Raw genomic sequence first — 22,186 nt, 5'->3', positions numbered from 1 at the left:
TTTAGAATTTAAAGTTAAAAGTTACAGATGGAATAATTCCAAAAAGTGAAAGTCTTTCTGTTTTGTTTTGTCCTGTCATTACATCTTGGTTAAATAATACAGAAGACCAATTGTTTCTGTTGTATATATTATATACGCTAAAAACCCATTCCCCTTTAAATTTTTTGGTTTCGTATCTTTTTGGTTTATAAGTTGCTGAAAGATCTAATCTGTGATAGGTTTTTAAACGAAAAGTATTTCTTGATTCGTAGTTAGGAATGTTTACGTTTAAATATTGGTAGTTTCCTCCAGTTGGGTAGGTAATAGGTTGTCCTGTTTGTAAGGAGAAGTTAGAGTTAAAACTCCATTTTTTAGATGCTTTATAACTTCCTAGAATGCTTATATCGTGAGTTTTGTCCCATCCTGTAGCATACCAGTTACCATTGTTTATTCCAATTTCTGTAGCAGTTCTTCCTGCTGTTTTTTGTTCGGAACGTGATAAGGTATAACTAACCCAACCTGTAAATTTTCCTGTTTCTTTTTTTAACAATAATTCTAATCCGTAAGCTCTAGATTTTCCTGCTAAAACTACAGATTCTATAGCTTCTTGTGCAATTAAATCTGCTCCATCAATATAATCTAATCGGTTTTTAACAGTTTTTCCAAAAACTTCAGTGGTTAAAGAATATTTGTTGTTAAAATCTTTATTGTATCCAAAAGCAATTTGATCGGATAATTGAGGTTTTATATGTTCGCCACTTGGAGTCCAAATATCTAAAGGTGATGGAGATTGAGTATTAGAAATTAAATGTAAATACTGAGCCATTCTTTGGTAGCTTGCTTTTATAGAACTGTTATTTGTAATACTATAGGCAATTGAAAATCTGGGTTCTATATTGGCATATGTTTTTAAAACTTGATCGATTTTGTAACTTTTTTGACCTATAGGAGTTGCTTGTTCATAAATTTTTAAATCTTCATCATAAGCAACAGGGCTGCCAGCATAAATGTTTTTATTTTTTTCACCCATTCTTGCAAATCCGGTTAGCCTAACACCATATCGTAAATCAATTTTATCATTTATTTTTTGAGAGACATCTACATAAACAGCAGATTCTATAGCGTGTTTTTTTGCCAATTGATCTTCTTCAATACCACTATCTTCCCTATTAGGTTCTATTTTACCAGGGTTAAATTGATGAACTATGGTATTTACACCGTATTCTACAGAAACATTGTCGTTAAAATATTGTTTTAAATCGTATTTTAGGTTGATGTTTTGTAAGCCAGAATTCCATAAAAACCCAACAAAATCAAGTTCTAAGCCATAGTAATATTTACTGTAAATTAAAGATAGATTAGAAAATAGTTGATTGCTAAAAACATGATTCCAACGTAAATTACCAACTGCATTTCCGTAATTATTAATAAAAGAATTTGACAAAGAGAATACATCTTTTCCAAAATACCCAGAGAGGTAGAGTTTGTTTTTGCTATCTATTTCCCAGTTTACTTTGGTGTTTAAATCATAAAAATAAGCGGTATTGTCATTGTCTGGCATTATCAGAGGAAAAAAAACATCAGCATAAGATCTACGTCCACTTACAAAGAAAGATGCTTTGTTTTTAACAATTGGACCTTCTAGGGTTAATCGTGAAGAAATAGTCCCAATACCACCATTTCCATGGTAAGAATATTTGTTACCATCTTTCTGATGAACATCTAGAACAGATGAAATTCTACCTCCATATTTAGCAGGAATTCCACCTTTGTATAATTTTAAATCTTTAATTGCATCTGCGTTGATAACAGAAAATAATCCGAATAGGTGAGAGGTGTTAAAAAGAGTGGCTTCATCTAAGAGTACCAAATTTTGATCGGCAGCTCCACCACGTACATTAAATCCCGATTGGCCTTCACCAGCAGTAGTAACCCCAGGCAAAGTGGTAATAGATTTTAGCACATCTACCTCACCCATAATAGCTGGAATTTCTTTAATGGTTTTTACTTTCATTTTATTAACACTCATTTCAGCTTTTTTAATACTGATTTTTTCAGTAGAGCTGGTTAGTACAACCTCACCTAAACTTTCTGCATTTTCGATTAATGAAAAGTTAAAAGTCTTGTTTTTGTTTAGGTTGATGGTTTTAACAATAGTATTATAACCTAAATAAGATACTTCTATATTATGAGTTCCTTTGGTTAGTGAAAGAGAATAGAAACCGTATTCGTTTGTTACTGTTCCTTGATAATTGTCTTTGTCGTAAATACTAACACCAATTAATGTTTCTCCAGAAGAGTTGTCTTTAATTGCCCCACTAATAGTGTATTTGTCTTGTGCGTAAGTATTTGTTATTAAAAAGAGTAATAAGCTTAAAATCTTTTTCATTTAGAGGTTTTTTACGTGATAAAAATAGGATTTTATGATTTAATATTAATAGACTTTTACAAGAAGGTGTTAATAGATTTTGTTGATTTTATATATAAGGCAAAAAACTATAAAATAACTGCATTATTTTCATCACAAAACTAATTTCATGTAGCAAATAATTTAACTTGTTTGTAGGGTATGATTAATGAAGGATTAAATTATCTATTTAAATTCTTTTGCAATTATAAGTAGGTGTTTTTTATAAAATAAATGTATTGCTATTTAATAATAGTAAAAAGGGGCAGATGCCCCTGTGAAAATTATTTTTATACTAAGAATTTGGATCAGATTTTTTATAAATAATAGGGGCTTTTTTATTTCTTCCCCATGCAATAAATAAAGCAATAGCCATTATTATTAAATTCATTCCTATAGCCGAAAATTCACTTCTAGATATATGAAAAATAGTGGCAAGAAACATTACTAATGCAAGGGCTCTAGCAGCTAAGATGGTTAAAAATGGTTTAAAGCGAAATATTGAAGGAATTAACAATCCTAAACCACCTAATAATTCACTAATACCAATAAATTTCACCAATGCAGGAGGAGTAGAAGTTACCCAAGGTAATGATTCTGATAGTGCTTCAATAGGTTGTGTGGCTTTCATTAGCCCAGCCATGATAAACATTGCTGCTAATAATACTTGAGCAATCCATAATCCAATATTTATTGCTTTGTTGTTTTTTTGAGTTGTCATTTAATAAAAGGTTTATATTATATGACAAATTTGATGTTATAATGATGAATTAAAAATAAGATATCTTAAGAAATTAAAAACTTATTTTTTTGCTATATTTTTTCTTATGTAACTTAAATGTTCAGGAGTCATTCCCAAATAAGAGGCAATTAGTTTTTGAGGTAATCTTTTAATTAATTGAGGATAGGTTTTTATAAACTCAGCATACCTTTCTTCAGAAGTACTAGTTAGCAAGGAAATTAATCTGCTTTTTGTAGCTATAAGATTGTTTCTTAATTTCATACTGATTTCTAGTAGCATTTTTGAATTCATGTCTTCAAAATTAGGTAGGCTTTCTTTGCTTAAGACTTCCACAATACTATCTTCTACTGCTTCAATATAAATATTGCTTTTTGTGTTATTGGTGTAACTTTCCATATCTGAAATATACCAATCTTCTGGAGCAAATTGAATGATGTGTTCTTTCCCTGAAGAACTATTGATAATATAGCTTTTAAGGCAACCAGATATTACTCTATACCCTTTGGTACAAATTTCATTTGGTTTAAGAACAATATCTCCTTTATAAATTTTTATTAGCTTGCCAGACGGGATATCCTTCATGTTTTAAATTTCTTGTGCAATATACCTAAATAATAAAAACTAAAACGCTAACCTTATTTTAAGATTAGCGTTTTGATTTTATAAAGAGTCAATCATTACTTGACCTTTTAAAATATCTTCAAAAGTTTCCCTTTCTCTAATTAAATAATCTTTGCCTTTAATGACTAGAACTTCAGCAGGTCTAAAACGTGAGTTGTAGTTAGAGGCCATAGAAAAACAATAAGCTCCGGCATTGTCCATACAAATAATATCACCTTCACTTACTTTTCCTAATTCTCTATTACTTGCAAAAGTATCTGTTTCACAAATATAACCTACTACATTATAAGTTTGCTTTTCACCATTTGGATTAGAAATGTTGTGTACTCTGTGATAAGCATCGTACATCATAGGTCTCATTAAGTGATTTAAACCACTATCTACCCCAACAAAATTAATGTTAGGAGTTTGTTTGATGACATTTACTTTGGCTAAAAACTTTCCAGATTCTGATACCAAAAATTTTCCTGGTTCAAAAATCAATTTTAATTCTTTTCCGTATTCTTTACAAAAAGCGTTAAAACTAGTTCCTAAAACTTGTCCTAATTCTTCTAAGTTGGTTGCATGGTCTCCATCTTTATAAGGCACTTTAAATCCACTACCTAAATCTATAAATTCAATAGTATCAAACTGTCTTGCAATACCAAGTAAAACTTCCATAGCTTCTACAAAGGCACTAGGATCTTTAATATCAGAACCAGTATGCATGTGTACTCCGTTTACAGGAGTTCCATTTTCTGTTACTATTTTTTTTATTTCCTCTATTTGAGTGTGAGAAATTCCAAATTTAGAATCTACGTGACCTACAGATATTTTTGCGTTTCCACCAGCCATAATATGCGGGTTGATACGTAAAGAAACAGGTGCATTAGGAAATGCTTTTCCAAATTTATCTAAGCTAGATAAATTATCTAAAGTTATTTTAACTCCTAATTCTTTTGCTTCGCTAATTTCTTTAAAAGAAACTCCGTTTGGGGTGTAAGAAATATCTTTTACATCAAAACCAGCAGCCAAACATAATTTAATTTCTTGCACAGAAACACAATCACCCCCAGATCCTAAATTCTTTAAAAATTTAAGAACATTAATATTGGTGTTAGATTTTACTGCGTAGTTTAATTTTACATTTTTTACTGATGAAAATGCATTCATCATTCTATTGTACTGATGTTCTATTACATCGGCATTATATACATATAACGGGGCACCGTACTTTTCTGTTAATGAAATTAAAAATTGATTATCCATTAGTCTTGTTTTAAAATCTACTTTCTATTAATATTAAAAGTCACTTTAGTGACTACATCATCGACTCTGCTCGATGACCTAGGTGTTCGAGCGGAGTCGAGAACTTTTTATTTTAAATGAAATTACAGGTTCGTTTTAGCAAAACATAAATGTTTTTAATGTAAACGTTTAAAAAAATGAATATTTTGCTTTAAAACCTTTAACTTACTTATACTTATTTGCTGTAATTTCAGCAATGTTTATAATTACTTTTGTTGCTTTTTCTATTGATTCTAGTGGTACATATTCATATTTACCATGAAAATTATGACCTCCAGCAAAAATATTTGGACAAGGCAATCCCATAAAAGATAATTGAGAACCATCTGTACCACCACGAATGGCTTTGTATATAGGTTTTATGTTCTCTTTTTCCATAGCTGCTGCTGCAATATCAATAATATGCATTACAGGAGCTATTTTTTCTTTCATGTTAAAATATTGATCCTTTATTTCTATAGAAAAAATATCCTCTCCCAACTTTTGATTCAGCGAAGATACTAAAGACTTCATATTTTCTTTACGCTCTTTAAACTTTTCTAAACTATGATCTCTTACAATATATTCTAACGTTGTTTTTTCAACATCACCAAGAATATCGTGTAAGTGATAAAACCCTTCGTAACCTGTTGTTTTTTCAGGAACTTCATTTGCAGGCAATCCGTTAATAAAATGTTGAGCCATCAAAATAGCATTCACCATTTTATTTTTGGCATATCCTGGATGAACGTTTTTACCTTGAATAGTTACTACAGCACGAGCAGCATTAAAGTTTTCGTACTCCAATTCTCCAATTTGACTACCATCCATAGTATAAGCCCATTCTGCACCAAAAGCTTCTACATCAAATTTATGAGCTCCTTTTCCTACTTCTTCATCAGGCGTAAAACAGATTCTAATTTTTCCATGTTTTATTTCAGGATGATTAACCAAATACTCCATAGCTGTTACTATTTCTGTAACACCTGCTTTGTCATCAGCTCCCAATAACGTAGTACCATCGGTAGTAATAATGGTTTGTCCTTTGTATTGTTGTATATCATCAAAATAATTGGCATCTAAAATAATGTTTTGTTCTGCGTTTAAAACAATATTTTTTCCATCGTAATTTTCATGAATTTGTGGATTTACATTTTTTCCACTAAAATCAGGACTGGTATCAATATGTGCTACAAAACCTATGGTAGGTACTGTATGTGATACATTACTTGGTAGGGTAGCGGTTAAATAGCAGTTTTCATCTAAGACTACCTCAGATAAACCAATTTTGTTTAGTTCTTGTTCTAACATACGTGCCAATGTCCATTGTTTCTCGGTACTAGGAAAATTAGGATTATTGGGGTCAGATTGGGTATCTACCGTAATGTAGCGAACAAATCTATCTAAAATGTGTTGCATAATATTTGGGAGTTTTTGGCAAAAATAACCAAGTGTTTATAACTGCCACAATGTTTTAATAAAATAAAACGTTTTGTGTTTTATTGTTTAGCCTATTTATATCTGTTTAATTAAAAGTCATTTTAATTTGATCATTATTTTTATGCCTTTAAATGTGTATATTTATTTTTAATATCAAAATCATCAACATAAGATTAATTTATGCGAGCATTGGTCATTTCTGGAGGAGGTAGCAAAGGAGCTTTTGCTGGAGGGGTAGCTCAGTATTTAATGAAAGAACAAAAAAAGGAGTACGAAATTTTAGTGGGTACTTCTACAGGGAGTTTAATGATTTCTCATTTGGCTTTGGGTAGAATAGAAATGCTAAAAGAATTGTATACCAATGTAGATCAGTCTACTATTTTTAGTGTAAATCCTTTTAAAATAAAAGGGAGGAGAGGGGCTAAAACAGTTTCTATAAATCACTTTAAAGTACTTTGGAATTTTATTAAAAAACGAAAAACTTTTGGAGAAAGTAAAAATTTAAGAAAGTTATTACACAAAACTATTACCGAAGATTTTTTTAAAGAAATTCGTGCTACAGGAAAAGAATTGGTTGTTGCCGTATCTAACTTAACGTTGGGGAAAGTAGAGTACAAATCGGTAAAAGAGTGTGAAAGAGAACAATTTTGTGATTGGATTTGGGCTTCGTGCAATTACGTTCCTTTTATGAGTTTGTACGAAAAAGACAATTATCAATATGCTGATGGTGGTTTTGGAGCTTTGGTGCCTATTAAAGAAGCAATAAACAGAGGAGCAACCGAAATAGATGTGATTATATTAGATACAGAAATGAAGTTGGTAGCCAATGTGCATGCAAAAAATCCATTTGCATTAATTTCAGATGTAATAGATTTTACTTTAGAACAAGTTTCTAAACACAATGTTTCTATTGGTAAATTGGCATCACATTATAATAATGTTCAGTTAAATTTATATTATACTCCTACTATTTTAACTTCTAATTCTTTAATTTTTGATAAAGAGCTAATGACAGAGTGGTGGGAAGATGGTTATGCTTATGCTAAGAATAAACATCAAAATACAGAAATGAATGAAATTAAATTTGCCGATAAATAAAAAACGAGATTCTATTTTAGAATCTCGTTTTTTATGTTTTAAAACAATATGCAAACAGGTTTTGGAGCTTTTACATCACTTATAAAAGTTAATTTTCCTGTTTTATAATTTCTTTTAAAAGAACATATATTATTAGTGTCTCTGTTAGCTACCAATAAAAATTTATTATTAGGACTTAAAGCAAAATTTCTAGGGTGTTTACCGTGAGTACTTATTGTTTGAATTAGTTCTAGTTTTCCAGATTCTAATACTTTTAAAACTCCAATACTATCGTGACCTCTATTGGTTATGTAAACATAATTGCCATCATTAGAAATTTCTATATGTGCGGCAGTATTTCCTTCTTTATCCTCTTTAGCTAGAGTTTCAATTGTTTGCGCATTTTTATAGGTATTGTTGGCAATGTTTTTTTTGATGAAAGTAACGGTAGCATCTAATTCATTCACCACATAAATCCAAGGTTTTGTTGGATGAAAAGTTAAAATTCTAGGACCAGCTTTAGCAGGCATTTGCAGTTCGCTAAATTCATTCGGAACTATTTTGTTAAATTCACTATCAATTGTACCAAATATCAATTTGTTTGCCCCTAAATCAATGGTAATAATATTATTAGAATTTGGTTCAAAATAGCAAGAATGTGTGTGTGGAGCATTTTGTCTAGTGTGATTGCTAGGAATGGTTATTTCATTTTTTTGAATATCTAGAGGTTCTGATAACAATCCGTTTTGATCCAGCTGATGTAACACAGTTGTTCCGCTACCATAATTTGCAGTTAAAATATAATTGTCTTTGTTAATGGTAATATAGCATGGATTGTTGTTTGCCTTACTTGAGCTTAATTCTTTTAAGCCATTTTCTTGAATTAAAAAACTAGTAATAGTTCCATTTGGTTGAGAATTGGTTGCAATTATATATTTGCTATCAAATGATTTTGTTAAATATGATGGATTTTCTGTTTTAGCAACCAAAGACAAAGAGTCTATTTTTCCATTTTTATTTAATTGGTATTGATAAATCCCTTGGCTATGAGAATCAGCAGTTTTGTTTGTATATGTACCAACATAAAATTTTGTTATTTCTGATTGTTTTGTGCTGGTCTTAATGTTTTTACATCCAAAAAATGTGATTGCTGTAAATAAAAGTATTAATTGTGATATTTTCATTTGATTATTTTAAGATTTTAAAGATACGTAAGTTTTTATTTTATGGGTTTTAAAACTATTTAAAAAAAATCAAACGCAACAGTGTTGCGTTTGATAAAAGTTGTTTTATATTTGCCCAAGAAATATAAAACAGATACAATGAAATTAAAAAAATTAATGATGGTAATGTTGGTAGGTTTATTACTAACATCATGTAAAAAAGATGATCCAATTATTCCTAATGAAGAAGAAGTTATTACTACTCTAAAATATACATTAAGCCCTGTTCTTGGAGGAGATGATGTTGTTTTTATTTATAAAGACATTAATGGTAACGGAACAAGCATAGATGTTACCGAAGGAGTTTTAACTAAAGATACAGAGTACACAGGAGCTTTAACTTTATTAAATGAAACCGAAGATCCAGCAGAAGATATTACTCTAGAGGTTAAAAAAGAAGGTGTAGATCATCAATTCTTTTTTACTGTTCCAGAAGGTTTAACTATTAATTATACTGATACAGATGAGAATAATAACCCAGTTGGTCTAGAAACTTCTATAGTAACAAGTGCTACCTTTGCAGGAGGAAATTTAACAATTGTTTTAAGACATGAACCAAATAAATCTGCAGAAGGTGTTAAAAATGGTGAAATTGCCAATGCTGGAGGAGAAACAGATATAGAAGTAACTTTTAATGTAGATGTTCAAGATTAAACTTAAATTTTGCATTGCATTATTGTTTTTTAGTGTCAATACAAAAGCCCAAAAATGTGATTTTACTTTATCAGGAATTGTCATAGATAGTACAACAGATAAACCTATTGCCAACGCTAGTCTATATTTAGAAGGTGTAAATAAAGGGGTAATTAGTGGTGTTGATGGAACTTTTGAAATTAACAATATTTGTAAAGGAAATTATCATTTAGATATTACTCATATTGGTTGTGAAAACAACCAAATGCTTATAGATATTCATCACAATACGAAAATTCGTGTTGTGATGAATCATTATGTACAAATGTTAGATGGGGTACATTTATTAGGTCATAAAGCAGAAAACACCACTCAAACAGCGCAAAATATTTCTGTAAAAAACATTCAGAATAACGCAAACGAAAACCTATCAAATATTTTAGAGACTTTAACAGGAGTTAGTACTTTAAAAAATGGTAGTGGAATTGCAAAACCTGTGGTACATGGAATGTATGGAAATAGAGTAACAATTTTAAATAATGGAATAGTACAAAGCGGACAACAGTGGGGAAATGATCATAGTCCAGAAATAGATCCTTTAGTAGCTGGTAACATCAAAGTAATTAAAGGAGTAGGAGCATTAGAATATCAAGGAAGTACTCTGGGGAGTATAGTATTGGTTACTCCAAAAGAAATTAGTACAGATCCTCATTTGCATGGAGCAACCAATTATTTTGTAGAGACTAATGGTTTAGGGAGTGGTTTAAATATTTCCTTAGAAAAAGGAAGTAAAAGTCTTGCATGGAAAATAAACGGAACAGTTAAAAAATATGGCGATAGAAAAACAGCAGATTATTATTTAAATAATACAGGAAACAAAGAAGCCAATTTGGCATTACAACTTAGAAAACAATTTTCTGACAAATGGGAAAGTAAATTGTATGCAAGTACTTTTAATACAGAACTAGGAGTTTTAAGAGGCTCTCATAATTCAGCATTAAAAGAAGAAATAGATCCTAATACAGGCAATGTAAGCTATTCTTTAGAAGCTTTTTATAGAGAAATTCCTTTTTTTACAGAAGACTCTTTTTCATATACTATAGAAGCTCCTAAACAAGAGGTACACCACCATTTGTTAAAGTTATTAAACACATATACTATTAATAATGAAGAGTTTTATACGTTTACTTATGCAGGTCAATTAAATATTAGAAAAGAGTTTGATGTTCGTAGAGGAGGGCGTTCTAATATTCCTGCTTTGAGTTTAACACAAATGACTCATTTTGTAGAAGCCAAGCATCAAAATAAAATAGGAGATAATATTACTTTTAAAAAAGGAATTCAATACACTTTTGCAGACAATACCAATGATTCTGAAACTGGAATTTTACCATTAATTCCAGATTATTTATCACATCAAATAGGTGTTTTTACATTGTTAAATAAAAGAATTGATAGATGGATGTATGAAGTAGGAGCAAGGTATAATTTTACCTATCAAAATGTGGCCGCAATTTCTAAAACAGTACCAAGAACTATTATTAATTACAACAATAAATTCCAAAACATAAATGTATCTGCAGGAGTTAGGTACAGAACATTAAAGCAGTTTCATTGGGCTTTTAATATAGGTTTGGCATCAAGAAATCCAGCCATAAACGAATTGTATAGTAATGGATTACATCAAGGTGTAAGTGGAATAGAAGAGGGGAATGTTAATTTAACGAGGGAAAATGCAATAAAAACAACACTTAGTTTAGAAGGAAATATAGCTCAAAAATGGTTTTTTGAAACATTAATTTATCATCAATATATAAAAGATTATATTTATTTAAATCCTCAGAACGAAGTTAGATTAACCATTAGAGGAGCTTTTCCTGTATTTGCATATGAGCAAACCAATGCACAAATTATAGGATTAGATTTAGGAACTAGTTATGCCTTTTCTGATGCCTTGAAAATGGGAGCTAAGTATAGTTTTTTACAAGGAGATAATTTGTCCGAAAATATTCCATTAATCAATATGGCAGCTAATAATTCTTTAATTACTTTAGATTATCAAATACCAACTACTACATTTAAAAACACTACTGTTGGATTAGAACATCATTATGTATGGAAACAAAATCACTTGCTAAATAACCAAGATTATGCAGTAGCTCCTAATGCTTATCAGTTGATTGGAGTAAAATTTAGTACTGAAAAATATTTTAATAAAACCAAATTGTATTTTTATGCAAAAGCTAATAATTTATTAAATGTAGCTTATAGAGATTATTTAAATAGATTGCGATATTTTGCTGATGATACAGGAAGAAGTATAACAGTTGGTTTTAGAGTTTCATTTTAAAGTTTAATATGGATAAAGAAACACAGTTTACAAATTTATTAAGAGACAGAAATTTAAAAGCAACTCCTAAAAGATTGGAGTTGCTTAGAGTTATAGCAAATTATAATTCAGCCATTCCTTATAGTGAGATACAAAAAATGCTTAAACATTTTGATAGAGTAACACTGTATAGAACTTTAAATGCAATGTTAGATAGTGGAATTATACATAAAGCCTCTGTAAGTACAGATGAAGTGTATTATGCGATGTGTAAAGAATATTGCACATCGGAATGTCATAACCACAAACATGTACATTTTAAATGTATAGAATGTTTAGAGGTTTCTTGTGTTGATGTTACAAATCCTATTCAAGTTCAAATACCTAATGTTGTGATTAAACAAGTGGAAATTGAAGTTAGTGGTGTTTGTGAAAAATGTAATTAAATTATTATTTTACCGCTACAAATTTTGCCAAAGAAGCCATTCTTGCTTTGTTTAAAGTAAGGGTGTCGTTTTTAATAGTATAATTATCTATTGTTTCAAGAGCGTTTAATAAAGGGCCTTCATACGGAGCATTAAAACAAAGCTTTTGTGTAGCTACAATTTTGGAAAAACTAACTTTGTTTCCTGTTTTTAGTTCAAAATTACCATGAAAATTATTACATCCAGAACTACCTGCAATACTGTTGTTAGAAATGTCTAGAGTAAAAAATGGAATGTTCTTGTTTTCTCTTTCAATTTCTTGTCCTCGTAACTCAAACAACTCCCATTTAAGGTTGGTTAGTAGGGTATCTGTAGCTGTTTTACCTAACACATATTGCGTAGCTAAGGCTCCCTTTATATTCTCTTTTTGTTGATTTAGTTGAATTAAAGTATTTTCTCCAACCATATAAGAAACATCATCAATAATTATATTACTACCAATTTCATCCCAAACAAAATTTCCTTTTGTGGTAATATAATCTTCATGTTTACCAAGGTACTTAACTTGTTTGGTATATGTTAAATCTTTGTTGATACTAATTTTAGTATCAATTCCACGGCAATCTGCACAAGGAATAGTTCCTGTGTAAGTTCCTTCCCAATCTAAAGAATTTTTACTACTATGTTCATCAAGATAAGCAGCATCAAAATGATGTAAATTATGTTTTTCAGAAGTTTTGCATCCTGTACTTATTATACTTAATGTGGCTATGGTTAATATGATTGCTTTCATAATGATGTATTTTGATAAGATGGCTCTATATGAATTAATATATGACCCAAATTTGGTATTTTATTTTGTAATGTATCTTTTAATAAATGTGATATTTCGTGACCTTTTGTTACTGTTATTTGTCCGTCTACTCTAGCGTGTAAATCTACATGATGATGCATTCCTGCTTTTCTTATAAAACATTTTTCAGTGCCCATAACTCCAGGAACAGTAGCAGCAACTTGTCTAATATCTTCAATTAAATCATCATATCTATGTTCGTCCATAATCTCTCCTAAAGCAGGTCTAAAAATATGATATGCATTGTATATAATTATTGCTGATGCTATTAACGCAGCCCAATCATCTGCACTTTCGTATCCGTCTCCTAAAGTTACAGCAATTAATATACCAATAAAGGCCGCTACCGAAGTTAAGGCATCACTTCTATGGTGCCAAGCATCTGCTTTTAAAGAAGAACTGTTGGTTTTGTGGCTGTTACGAATTACAATTCTATAAGAAATTTCTTTCCATAATATAATAAGCCCTAAAATATATAAAGTCCATGTTTTGGGAGTTTTATGGGGTGTTTGTATGTTTATAACACTTTTGTAAGAAATAATAATAGCCGAAGCTACTAAAAATACCACTACAATAAAGGTCATTAGAGGTTCTATTTTACCATGTCCGTATGGATGATTATCATCAGCAGGTTTTTTAGCGTATTTTAATCCGATTAAAACCAGTAGTGATGAAAAAATGTCTGAAGTAGATTCAATGGCATCGGCAACCAAAGCATAAGAATTTCCTATAACTCCTGTAGCTCCTTTTATAATTGCTAAAAGAATATTTCCTAATAAACTGAAATATATGGTTTTAATTGCTTTTTGTTGGTTACTCATAATGAGAATACAAGAATTGTGTTGTTTTTAAGCTGTATAAATATAATAATATACTGTTTTATAAGTATTGTAATTGATAAATAAAAAAACACCTTTTATAAATATAAAAGGTGTTTTGTATGTTTTAAATGTTGATTGTAATTAGTTTACAGCAACCAATTCAATATCAAAAATTAAATCTTCACCAGCTAATGGGTGGTTAGCATCTAATACAACTTCGGTTTCTTCAATACCAACAATTAACAAAGCTTGAGTTTGTCCATCTTCTCGGCTGGCTTGTAATTGCATTCCTACTTGAGGTTCTAAATCTTCAGGTAACTGAGTTTTAGGTAATTTAAAAACTGCTTCTTCATTTCTAGCACCGTAAGCTTCTTCAGCAGGAATTGTAACTTGTTTGTTATCTCCAATTGTCATTCCATCTACAGCAGTATCAAAACCTGGAATCATTTGTCCAGCTCCAATAGTAAACTCTAAAGGTTCTCTTTCTCTAGAACTATCAAATACTTGCTCGTTTGTTAATTTTCCTGTGTAATGTACTTGTACAGTACTTCCTTGTTTTGCTTGAGACATATCTCTAAGTTTTAAATTTGAGGAAGTAAAGTTATGGTTTTCTATATGGATGACTAAATGATTTGCTTATTAATTATAATGAATTATTCTACATTAAAAGTTTTAATAGCGTGAATAGGTTGTCCACTAGCAGAAATTCCTTCTACTTCTATAATATAGTCGCTTCTGATATCACTTGTAAAAAATGAAACTCTTACTCCGTGATTTTGTGTTGTAATAATTCTAGGCACCCAATGTAAAGTGGTTCTTAAATCGTTAGGGTTTAATTCATCAAAACCGTTTAAATGGTCGGGTCCAGCAAATTGTCGGGCAATGTAAAAACCAGGTGCATTATAATCAACAATACCAGGTTTTCTTTCAGCAGCTTTATTTCCAGGTAAACCCTTTCCAGATTTTGTATACATGACAATCATATTAGCTTTATTGTAAAAAAGTCTAGCTTGACTGTTTTCAATTAAAAGATCATAAAAAGATATTTGATTTGGATTAATTGTTGCTAAAACGGCAAAATCAATAGGCATTCCATCTAAAAATACAGCAAGGGGTGCATTGTCTCTTTGCGTTACGAATTCATTACCATTATCGATTAATCTAGGATTTAAACTTAATAATTCCCACATAGAGGTAGGAACGTAATCTAGTCTTGTTACATCAATTCTAGCTCTAGGGTCAAAAGGATCTCCATATTCTGCACGTCTGTTCATTTCTTTTTTTCTCTTCTGCGCTTCAGATTCTCTTTTGGCATCTAATTCTACTGCTTGTAATTGCTCTATCTTTTGATTGTATTCAAATTTTATTTGCTCAACATATTTTGTTACTTTAATAAAATTAGCTTCTTGTTTTTCTTTATCAGAGGTCGAAATGGTGTTTGTGTGCTTTATAGTAGGACTTTCTTGTTCACTATCAATCATAATCATTACTTCTCGGTCTTTGGCATTTTTACTTTCAAAATTACCCAAACGAGCCTCCAAAAAAACGGACATTGAATTTGGGTAAACATAAGGACCAAATTGAAATCTTCCTAAGCTATCTGTTTTTTCTACGGGAGTTTGTGCTAAGACTTTATCAAAAAAGGTAAGTCTAATATCTGTTTGAGCAGGTCCATAAGGTCTTTTTAATCTATTAGTAACTCCAGAAATATATAATCCTTCTTCTGCATGGTATTGTAGTTCTTTTTCTTTTCCATAAAGTAATTCTTGCCATGTAAAACGTTTCCAGCCATTGGCCATCATCACTAAGTCTAACATATATCTTCTTCTGGCATCATTTTCTTTTTCAAAGAAATAACCAGGCTCTTCAACTTGGCCTCTTAAATCAGAATTTAATAAAAGGTATGTTTTAATATTATTAGATCTAGTATTGTATGGAAAAGCTTTTAAATCTCTAACAGCCATAGATAAAAAACTAGTTTGGTTTAGTCCTTTGGTGTTTTTTACTCCTAAATCTAGCGTTACTTTTTCTCTAACTTTATAAGTTTCCTTGTCACTCTTAATGGTTGTTTTTAAATTATTAAGAGGATTGTTTACAAATACTACTCTTTCTGCCATAGGATGTCCTTCTTGATCAAACAAAGTAATGTTAACAACACCATCATTTAAAGATGTGGTTGGAATTTGAGTTGCAAACGTTTTGGTATTTACTTCTAAATATTTTTTAAACAAAAGTTCACCTCTTTGGTGTGCAATTAAATAATTGTTTTGCAAACCATTTTCTTTATTACTAGTTAGGTTGATTAGAATGCTTTTACCTGTATTTGTAGTGCTAATTACAGATCCTTTAGGCAGTGGTTTAGGTAATGAATAGTTTACTTTTTTACCATTAATATTGGCATTTACATGATATTTTTTTCCAGCTTCTGGTAATATAGAAAAAGTTCCTAAACCAAACTTTAAAGTTTTAACTTCAGAAATTATAGTTCCATTTTGGTCGGTTAAAGTTCCTGTAAAATTAATCTCACTGTATTTTTGGTCTTTAATTTTAAAAGCTACTTTAGATTGAATTCCATTAATTAAATACCCTCCTTCAGGATAAAAAGACAATTCAGGAATAGGTGCTGAGCTAGTTGAGGTTTCTGATTTATTAGTTGTTTGTGTGGTTTGATTACTTATTTCATTATTGACATTCTTATCTTCGTTTAAAACATCGTAAATAGGAATTTCTTTTTGAAAAAAGTTATTTATAGAATCATTTCTCATAAAGTTTGTGTAGCCACGTAAAATATATTTCCCAGGTTTCCATTCTTCATTAATCTTAATGTCACCAGCTACACTAATGTCTTCTATATACAAAGTTTTTTTGGCAACAATACTATCTTTTGGGTTGATAAGTTCTACATATACTACTTTACTTTTAGTACTTTTTTGATGGGTAACTCCATTTACTAAATAAGCAGAAAACCAAATATCTTCATTTAAAGCATACATGGGTTTGTCAGTTTGTACATAAACTTTTTCGGGAGCTTGTTTGGTCGTGTAGTTGTTTAGTTTTTCTTCAAGAAGTTTTAAAAAATCTGTATTGTTATATATTGTGAAAGAAAATGCAATTAAGGAAATGCATATTAGTAAAAGTGATTTTTTCATAGTTTTTTAAATGTTGTTCTTTTTTATTAGCGAAACGAATATACTTTAAATTGTTGTGTTTTTTATATAGTTACTCCACATTAAACGTTTTAATGGCATGTATAGGTTGTCCGGTAGCTGTTATTCCTTCTATTTCTATGAGGTAATCGGTTTTTAAATCACTGGTAAAAAAAGATATCTCTGTTGTTTTATTATTGGATGTGTTAATAATGGGGTGCCAATGTAAAGTAGTTCTTATGTCGTAATTATTTATTTCCTCAAATCCATTTATGTGGTCAGGAGCAAAGAATTCTCTGGCAGTGTAAAATCCTATAGCATCAAAATCTATAATACCAGGCTGTCTTTTTACACCGTTCTTTCCTTCGTTTCCAGATTTTGAATATAAAACAATAACACCGTTACCACCACCATTTGTAACTAAGTTAGCATCACCACCTACTAATAAATCTATAAACGAAATTTCAAATCCGTTGATAGATTTTAAAAACCCAGCATCAATTTCCATTCCGTCTAATAAAATTTTGGGTTGAGATTGAGTTCTCATTAAAAAAATATTTCCCTGAGATGTATAAACTCCTCCAAGTTGCATAAGAAGTTGATAAGCAGATAAAGAACCAATGCCTTTTAACTTGGTAACATCTAATCTTTTACTTCCTCCTAAGCCAACAGACCCATAAGTTGTTCTTTCGTTCATTTCGGTTTTTCGTCTGTCTTCTTCAGTTTTTCGTTTTGCTTTTAATTCAACAGCTTTTAATTTTTGAACTTGTTGGTTATGTTCAAATTTAATTTGTTGGATGTATTGTGTTACTTTAACAAAATTTTCTTGTTGTTTATCATTAGTGTCGTTAGCTTGTACATTTTTTCTACTTATTTTTGGGCTTTGTATAGGTTTGTCTAATAAAATAGCAACATTTCTAGATTTAGGATCTTTATTGTAAAAATTGTCTAGTCTAGACTCTAAAAGCATGGGAATAGTATCCATAAATCCATACGGACCAAAAACAAAATGTCCAATAGAATCAGACATTTTAAGAGGTTCTTGTGTAAAAAATCCTCCTAAAAAAGTAAGTCTTAAAGGTGCTTTATGTGGAGTATAGGGCTTTTTTAACTTTTTGACAGTGCCTGAAATAAAAATACCTTTTTCGGGTTGAAATTTTTGAATAGAATCTTTAGAGGTTAATAATTCTTGCCAAGTAAAACGTTTCCATCCGTTGGTCATCATTATTAGGTCTAATAAATATCTTCTCTTAGCATCATTTTCTTTTTCAAAAAAGTAATTAGGATTTTCTAATCTTCCTCTTAGGTCTGAGTTTAATAATAAATAGGTTTTTATATTTGGAGAACGGCTGTTGTAGGGATAGGCTTTTAAATCTCTTACAGCCATAGATAAGGTACTAGTTTGTTTAAGACTATCTTTGTTAATAACATCAATTTTTACAGACACTTTTTTTCTTGAAGTATAAGTTTCTTTACTGGTGTTTATGTTTAATTTTAAATTGTTTTTTTGGTTGTCTATAAAAACAGTTCTCTCTGCTACTGGATGTCCATCATTATTAAATAAGGTAATGTTTACAATTCCATTAACTAAAGATTGCGTAGGTATTTTAACAATGTATGAACTTTTGTTAGTGCTTTCAAAATTTTTAAAAAGCATTTTTCCTCTTTCGTGAGCTACTAAATAGGTGTTTTGTAATCCATTTGTTAAGGTGCTTTTTGCACTTATAATAATAGTGTTTCCTGTATTTGTAACATTTAAGGTATGTCCAGAATTTAGAGGTTTAGGTAGTTTATATTTTTCTTCTTTTCCGTTAATAAAAGTGCTAATGTAATAATTGTTATTAGGTTTAGGGTTTAGGACAAAATTTCCAAGTCCAAAATCAATTGTTTTAATTTCAGTAATTTCGGTACCATTTTCATTTTTTAAAATACCCTTAAAATCTAAATTATTATTTACTTTAAAAGCAATTCTATTTGGTAAATTATTAATTATATAACCACCCTCTGGATAAAAAGATAATTCTGGTTTTGTTAAAGTTTTGAGGTTGTTTGTTTGTTTAGAGTTTACTAAAATATTTTTTTTAGCAATACTGTCTTTTTGTATGTTATAAATAGGTATTTCTTTTTGAAAAAAATAACCTTCATCCTGATTTCTCATATACTGTGTGTATCCACGTAATAGGTATTGACCAGGTTGCCAATAACTTTCTATTTTAATATCACCTGCCACACTAATCTCATTTACATACAATTTTCTATGGGCAACAATGCTATCCTTAGGGTTAATAAGTTCTACATGTAAAATTTTGCTTTTTTCTGTTTTTTGATGTGTGATTCCATTTACTAAATAGGCGGTAAACCATATATCATCATCTAGTGCATAAAAAGGTTTGTCCGTATGTATATAAACTTTTTCAGGTGTTTTATTTTGATTATAATCTTCTAATTTATGTTGAATAATTTCAGAAAAATTAGTTTGGATATATATAGTAAATGATAGGACAGAAAAGATAAGTGTTGTAATTAGAAATATTTTTTTCATAGTTTTTTAAGTCTAGCTTTCTTTTTTGACTCAAATTATATGAAAATGTTTAATATACACTTGTGTTTTTTTTATTTTTTACCTTTTTTGAGGAATAACTCAGGTTTGTGAATAAAAAAAGGAGAAAGTTTTAACTTTCTCCTTTTTTTATGTTTGTTGGTTTGTACTTTTTATAAGTGAATTACTTCATCATAAGCAGCAGCAACCGCTTCCATTACAGCCTCAGACATGGTAGGGTGAGGGTGAACTGTTTTTAATACTTCGTGACCAGTAGTTTCTAATTTACGACCTAAAACAGCTTCAGCAATCATATCGGTAACTCCAGCACCAATCATGTGACATCCTAACCATTCACCGTATTTAGCATCAAAAATTACTTTTACAAATCCTTCTTTGTTTCCGGCAGCAGATGCTTTACCAGAAGCAGAGAATGGGAATTTCCCAATTTTTAACTCATAACCAGCTTCTTTAGCTGCTTTTTCTGTCAATCCAACAGAAGCAATTTCTGGTGATGCATACGTACATCCAGGAATGTTTCCGTAATCAATAGGTTCTGTATGTAAACCTGCAATTTTTTCTACACAAGTAATTCCTTCTGCAGAAGCTACGTGAGCTAAAGCTTGACCAGGAACCACATCACCAATAGCGTAATAACCAGGAATGTTTGTTTGGTAAAAATCGTTTACAATAATTTTATCTCTATCTACAACAATTCCAACATCTTCTAATCCAATGTTTTCAATGTTTGTTTTAATTCCAACAGCAGATAATAATATGTCTGCTTCTAATTTTTCTTCTCCTTTAGCAGTTTTAACAGTAGCAACAACTCCTTCACCAGAAGTATCTACAGATTCTACAGCAGAGTTTAACATTACTTTAATTCCAGATTTCTTTAAAGCATTTCCAAAAGCTTTAGAAACGTCTTCATCTTCTACAGGAACTACATTTGGCATAAACTCAACAATAGTAACTTCAGTACCCATAGAGTTGTAAAAGTGAGCAAACTCAACACCAATAGCACCAGATCCTACCACAATCATTTTCTTTGGTTGTTCTGGTAAGCTCATTGCTTGGCGGTATCCTATTACTTTTTTACCATCTTGAGGCAAGTTTGGTAATTCTCTAGAACGAGCACCTGTTGCAATAATAATATGATCTGCATCGTATTCTGTTACTTTACCATCAGCATCAGTAACATCTACTTTTTTACCAGGTTTAACTTTACCTGTTCCTAAAATCACATCAATTTTGTTCTTTTTCATTAAGAACTCAATTCCTTTACTCATTCCTTGAGCCACACCACGAGAACGTTTGATTACTGCTTCAAAATCTTTATCAATCGCTTCAGCTTTTAAACCGTAGTCATCAACATGTTTTAAGTAATCATATACTTGAGCACTCTTTAATAAAGCTTTGGTTGGAATACATCCCCAGTTTAAACAGATACCTCCTAAAGATTCTTTTTCTATAACAGCGGTTTTAAAACCTAACTGTGAAGCTCTAATAGCGGTAACATATCCTCCAGGTCCACTTCCAATAACAATAACGTCGTATTTCATGTGTATATTTTTTAATCTAGTGATTGAATTTTATAATGTATGCAAATGTAATAATTCAAAACCATAATACATAGGTTAAAAAGGGAGAAATTACACGTATTGATACGTATAAAACGATATTGTTTTGTTCTGTTTATTTTGTTTGTTGTTCTTTTTTTAATGATGCTCTAAATTTACTAGGGGTAATTTGTGTATGTTTTTTAAAAAGTCTAGAAAAATAAGAATAGTCTTCATAACCCAATATTTGTGCAATTTGGTTGATAGATGCTGTGCCAAAAGTTAACAGTCTTTTGCTTTCTAAAATAATTTTTTGAGTAATAATTTCTGTTACTGTTTTGTTTAATAAGTTTTTACAAATCCTGTTTAAATGTTTTAAGGAAATGTTCATTTTAGAAGCATAAAATGAAGGAGACTTTTGAGTGATATAATATTGATCTAGTAATTTGTTGAAAAGTTGTATTTTATGATGATAAGTTTGATAGGAGTAATTGTTTTCTGTTAAAAATTTTCTAGAAATTTCTATATGAATGATGTCAATAATATTTAAAAGTTTATCTGTTTTTTTTGATTTATTAAGTTGATTTTCTTGAATTAATAAATTGAAATATAGTGATAGATCTATTAATTCTTGTTCATTAAAAACTATTTCTGAGATGTTCTTCTCAGATTGATAAAAGGGATATTCTTCTATTTTTTTATTTCCAAAATAAAGATTGTATATCTGATCTGAATAAAAAATAATGTAACCTTCAATATCATCAGATAATTCCCAACCATGAGCCTGACCAGGTTTAAGTATATATAAGTTCCCTCTTTTAATTTTATAGTTATTTAAATCAATTTGATGTGTTCCCGTTCCATTGGTAAATAGTACTAAAAGATAAAAATTATGACGATGTGATTTTTCTATAAAACTATGCTCAATTAAATGGTTTTTAAAAGTATTAATGTACAGGTCGTTCTTATGAATGTTGGCATTAAAATTCTGAATATTATATACTGGTACTTTTTTCATGATTTTATTTTTATGTCTTTTTTGTGCTATTAATGGAGAAGATAAGAATTATTTTGAAATGTTTGGATGTGTACTTTTGTAGTAATCAAAACAAAACTAGTTTTACTA

17 protein-coding genes are annotated in these 22,186 nt (G+C 30.0%); 4 read left to right on the top strand and 13 right to left on the bottom strand.

Going from position 1 to position 22,186, the window contains the following annotated elements; translation table 11 throughout:
- Window position 1: 1 nt before the first annotated feature.
- From ACXGQT_RS03560 to pepT, 5 genes are all read right to left on the bottom strand, one after another.
- Window positions 2-2,368, bottom strand: coding sequence for a TonB-dependent receptor (locus ACXGQT_RS03560; RefSeq protein WP_457830030.1), 2,367 nt, complete (start codon window positions 2,366-2,368; stop codon window positions 2-4).
- Window positions 2,369-2,681: 313 nt separating this feature from the next.
- Window positions 2,682-3,107 carry a DoxX family protein gene (locus ACXGQT_RS03555; protein WP_457830029.1) on the bottom strand — a complete coding sequence of 142 codons (426 nt, stop codon included), beginning with the start codon at window positions 3,105-3,107 and terminating at the stop codon, window positions 2,682-2,684.
- 81 nt (window positions 3,108-3,188) lie between these two features.
- Window positions 3,189-3,710, bottom strand: a complete 522-nt coding sequence (locus tag ACXGQT_RS03550; RefSeq protein ID WP_457830028.1) for a Crp/Fnr family transcriptional regulator — start codon at window positions 3,708-3,710, stop codon at window positions 3,189-3,191.
- 78 nt (window positions 3,711-3,788) lie between these two features.
- Window positions 3,789-4,997: a diaminopimelate decarboxylase gene (gene lysA / locus ACXGQT_RS03545; protein ID WP_457830027.1), complete on the bottom strand. Its 1,209-nt coding sequence runs from the start codon at window positions 4,995-4,997 to the stop codon at window positions 3,789-3,791.
- Between the two features lie 204 nt (window positions 4,998-5,201).
- On the bottom strand, window positions 5,202-6,434 hold the full coding sequence (gene pepT, locus ACXGQT_RS03540) for a peptidase T (protein WP_457830026.1): 1,233 nt from the start codon (window positions 6,432-6,434) through the stop codon (window positions 5,202-5,204).
- A 201-nt stretch (window positions 6,435-6,635) separates the two neighbouring features.
- Here pepT and ACXGQT_RS03535 point away from each other — a divergent pair, with 201 nt between their 5' ends.
- Entirely contained in the window at window positions 6,636-7,553 is a 918-nt protein-coding gene (locus ACXGQT_RS03535; protein WP_457830025.1) for a patatin-like phospholipase family protein, read from the top strand.
- 38 nt (window positions 7,554-7,591) lie between these two features.
- Here the strand turns inward: ACXGQT_RS03535 and ACXGQT_RS03530 are convergent, their stop codons facing one another.
- On the bottom strand, window positions 7,592-8,716 hold the full coding sequence (locus ACXGQT_RS03530) for a lactonase family protein (protein WP_457830024.1): 1,125 nt from the start codon (window positions 8,714-8,716) through the stop codon (window positions 7,592-7,594).
- A 138-nt stretch (window positions 8,717-8,854) separates the two neighbouring features.
- Here ACXGQT_RS03530 and ACXGQT_RS03525 point away from each other — a divergent pair, with 138 nt between their 5' ends.
- From ACXGQT_RS03525 to ACXGQT_RS03515, 3 genes are read left to right on the top strand one after another with little or no spacing between them, the layout of a single operon-like run.
- The gene (locus ACXGQT_RS03525; protein ID WP_457830023.1) at window positions 8,855-9,409 is read left to right on the top strand and encodes a type 1 periplasmic binding fold superfamily protein; all 555 of its coding nucleotides are present in this window, start codon (window positions 8,855-8,857) and stop codon (window positions 9,407-9,409) included.
- Window positions 9,396-11,738, top strand: coding sequence for a TonB-dependent receptor (locus ACXGQT_RS03520; RefSeq protein ID WP_457830022.1), 2,343 nt, complete (start codon window positions 9,396-9,398; stop codon window positions 11,736-11,738). The genes ACXGQT_RS03525 and ACXGQT_RS03520 overlap by 14 nt, the downstream gene beginning before the upstream one ends.
- Window positions 11,739-11,746: 8 nt before the next feature.
- Entirely contained in the window at window positions 11,747-12,163 is a 417-nt protein-coding gene (locus tag ACXGQT_RS03515; protein WP_457830021.1) for a Fur family transcriptional regulator, read from the top strand.
- A gap of 4 nt (window positions 12,164-12,167) precedes the next feature.
- On the opposite strand, the gene ACXGQT_RS03510 is transcribed toward ACXGQT_RS03515, so the two are convergent.
- The 7 genes from ACXGQT_RS03510 to ACXGQT_RS03480 form a co-directional block, all read right to left on the bottom strand.
- The gene (locus ACXGQT_RS03510; RefSeq protein WP_457830020.1) at window positions 12,168-12,935 is read right to left on the bottom strand and encodes a copper resistance protein NlpE N-terminal domain-containing protein; all 768 of its coding nucleotides are present in this window, start codon (window positions 12,933-12,935) and stop codon (window positions 12,168-12,170) included.
- On the bottom strand, window positions 12,932-13,816 hold the full coding sequence (locus ACXGQT_RS03505) for a cation diffusion facilitator family transporter (RefSeq protein WP_457830019.1): 885 nt from the start codon (window positions 13,814-13,816) through the stop codon (window positions 12,932-12,934). Before ACXGQT_RS03505 ends, ACXGQT_RS03510 begins: the two co-directional genes overlap by 4 nt.
- A 141-nt stretch (window positions 13,817-13,957) precedes the next feature.
- Window positions 13,958-14,386, bottom strand: a complete 429-nt coding sequence (locus ACXGQT_RS03500) for an FKBP-type peptidyl-prolyl cis-trans isomerase (RefSeq protein WP_457830018.1) — start codon at window positions 14,384-14,386, stop codon at window positions 13,958-13,960.
- A gap of 83 nt (window positions 14,387-14,469) precedes the next feature.
- Window positions 14,470-16,965 carry a hypothetical protein gene (locus ACXGQT_RS03495; protein ID WP_457830017.1) on the bottom strand — a complete coding sequence of 832 codons (2,496 nt, stop codon included), beginning with the start codon at window positions 16,963-16,965 and terminating at the stop codon, window positions 14,470-14,472.
- Window positions 16,966-17,035: 70 nt separating this feature from the next.
- A complete protein-coding gene (locus tag ACXGQT_RS03490) occupies window positions 17,036-19,504 on the bottom strand; it encodes a hypothetical protein (RefSeq protein WP_457830016.1) in 2,469 nt (822 codons plus the stop codon).
- A 170-nt stretch (window positions 19,505-19,674) separates the two neighbouring features.
- Entirely contained in the window at window positions 19,675-21,063 is a 1,389-nt protein-coding gene (lpdA, locus tag ACXGQT_RS03485; RefSeq protein ID WP_457830015.1) for a dihydrolipoyl dehydrogenase, read from the bottom strand.
- A gap of 133 nt (window positions 21,064-21,196) precedes the next feature.
- A complete protein-coding gene (locus ACXGQT_RS03480; RefSeq protein ID WP_457830014.1) occupies window positions 21,197-22,078 on the bottom strand; it encodes an AraC family transcriptional regulator in 882 nt (293 codons plus the stop codon).
- Between the last annotated feature and the right edge of the window lie 108 nt (window positions 22,079-22,186).

Source organism: Wenyingzhuangia sp. IMCC45467 (assembly GCF_054111205.1).
This window is presented reverse-complemented; position numbering and strand designations above follow the sequence as displayed.

Bases quoted from the DNA above. Each gene is read 5' to 3' on its own strand.
- ACXGQT_RS03560 (WP_457830030.1), bottom strand. From the start codon at position 2,368: ATGAAAAAGATTTTAAGCTTATTACTCTTTTTAATAACAAATACTTAC.
- ACXGQT_RS03555 (WP_457830029.1), bottom strand. From the start codon at position 3,107: ATGACAACTCAAAAAAACAACAAAGCAATAAATATTGGATTATGGATT.
- ACXGQT_RS03550 (WP_457830028.1), bottom strand. From the start codon at position 3,710: ATGAAGGATATCCCGTCTGGCAAGCTAATAAAAATTTATAAAGGAGAT.
- lysA (WP_457830027.1), bottom strand. From the start codon at position 4,997: ATGGATAATCAATTTTTAATTTCATTAACAGAAAAGTACGGTGCCCCG.
- pepT (WP_457830026.1), bottom strand. From the start codon at position 6,434: ATGCAACACATTTTAGATAGATTTGTTCGCTACATTACGGTAGATACC.
- ACXGQT_RS03535 (WP_457830025.1), top strand. From the start codon at position 6,636: ATGCGAGCATTGGTCATTTCTGGAGGAGGTAGCAAAGGAGCTTTTGCT.
- ACXGQT_RS03530 (WP_457830024.1), bottom strand. From the start codon at position 8,716: ATGAAAATATCACAATTAATACTTTTATTTACAGCAATCACATTTTTT.
- ACXGQT_RS03525 (WP_457830023.1), top strand. From the start codon at position 8,855: ATGAAATTAAAAAAATTAATGATGGTAATGTTGGTAGGTTTATTACTA.
- ACXGQT_RS03520 (WP_457830022.1), top strand. From the start codon at position 9,396: ATGTTCAAGATTAAACTTAAATTTTGCATTGCATTATTGTTTTTTAGT.
- ACXGQT_RS03515 (WP_457830021.1), top strand. From the start codon at position 11,747: ATGGATAAAGAAACACAGTTTACAAATTTATTAAGAGACAGAAATTTA.
- ACXGQT_RS03510 (WP_457830020.1), bottom strand. From the start codon at position 12,935: ATGAAAGCAATCATATTAACCATAGCCACATTAAGTATAATAAGTACA.
- ACXGQT_RS03505 (WP_457830019.1), bottom strand. From the start codon at position 13,816: ATGAGTAACCAACAAAAAGCAATTAAAACCATATATTTCAGTTTATTA.
- ACXGQT_RS03500 (WP_457830018.1), bottom strand. From the start codon at position 14,386: ATGTCTCAAGCAAAACAAGGAAGTACTGTACAAGTACATTACACAGGA.
- ACXGQT_RS03495 (WP_457830017.1), bottom strand. From the start codon at position 16,965: ATGAAAAAATCACTTTTACTAATATGCATTTCCTTAATTGCATTTTCT.
- ACXGQT_RS03490 (WP_457830016.1), bottom strand. From the start codon at position 19,504: ATGAAAAAAATATTTCTAATTACAACACTTATCTTTTCTGTCCTATCA.
- lpdA (WP_457830015.1), bottom strand. From the start codon at position 21,063: ATGAAATACGACGTTATTGTTATTGGAAGTGGACCTGGAGGATATGTT.
- ACXGQT_RS03480 (WP_457830014.1), bottom strand. From the start codon at position 22,078: ATGAAAAAAGTACCAGTATATAATATTCAGAATTTTAATGCCAACATT.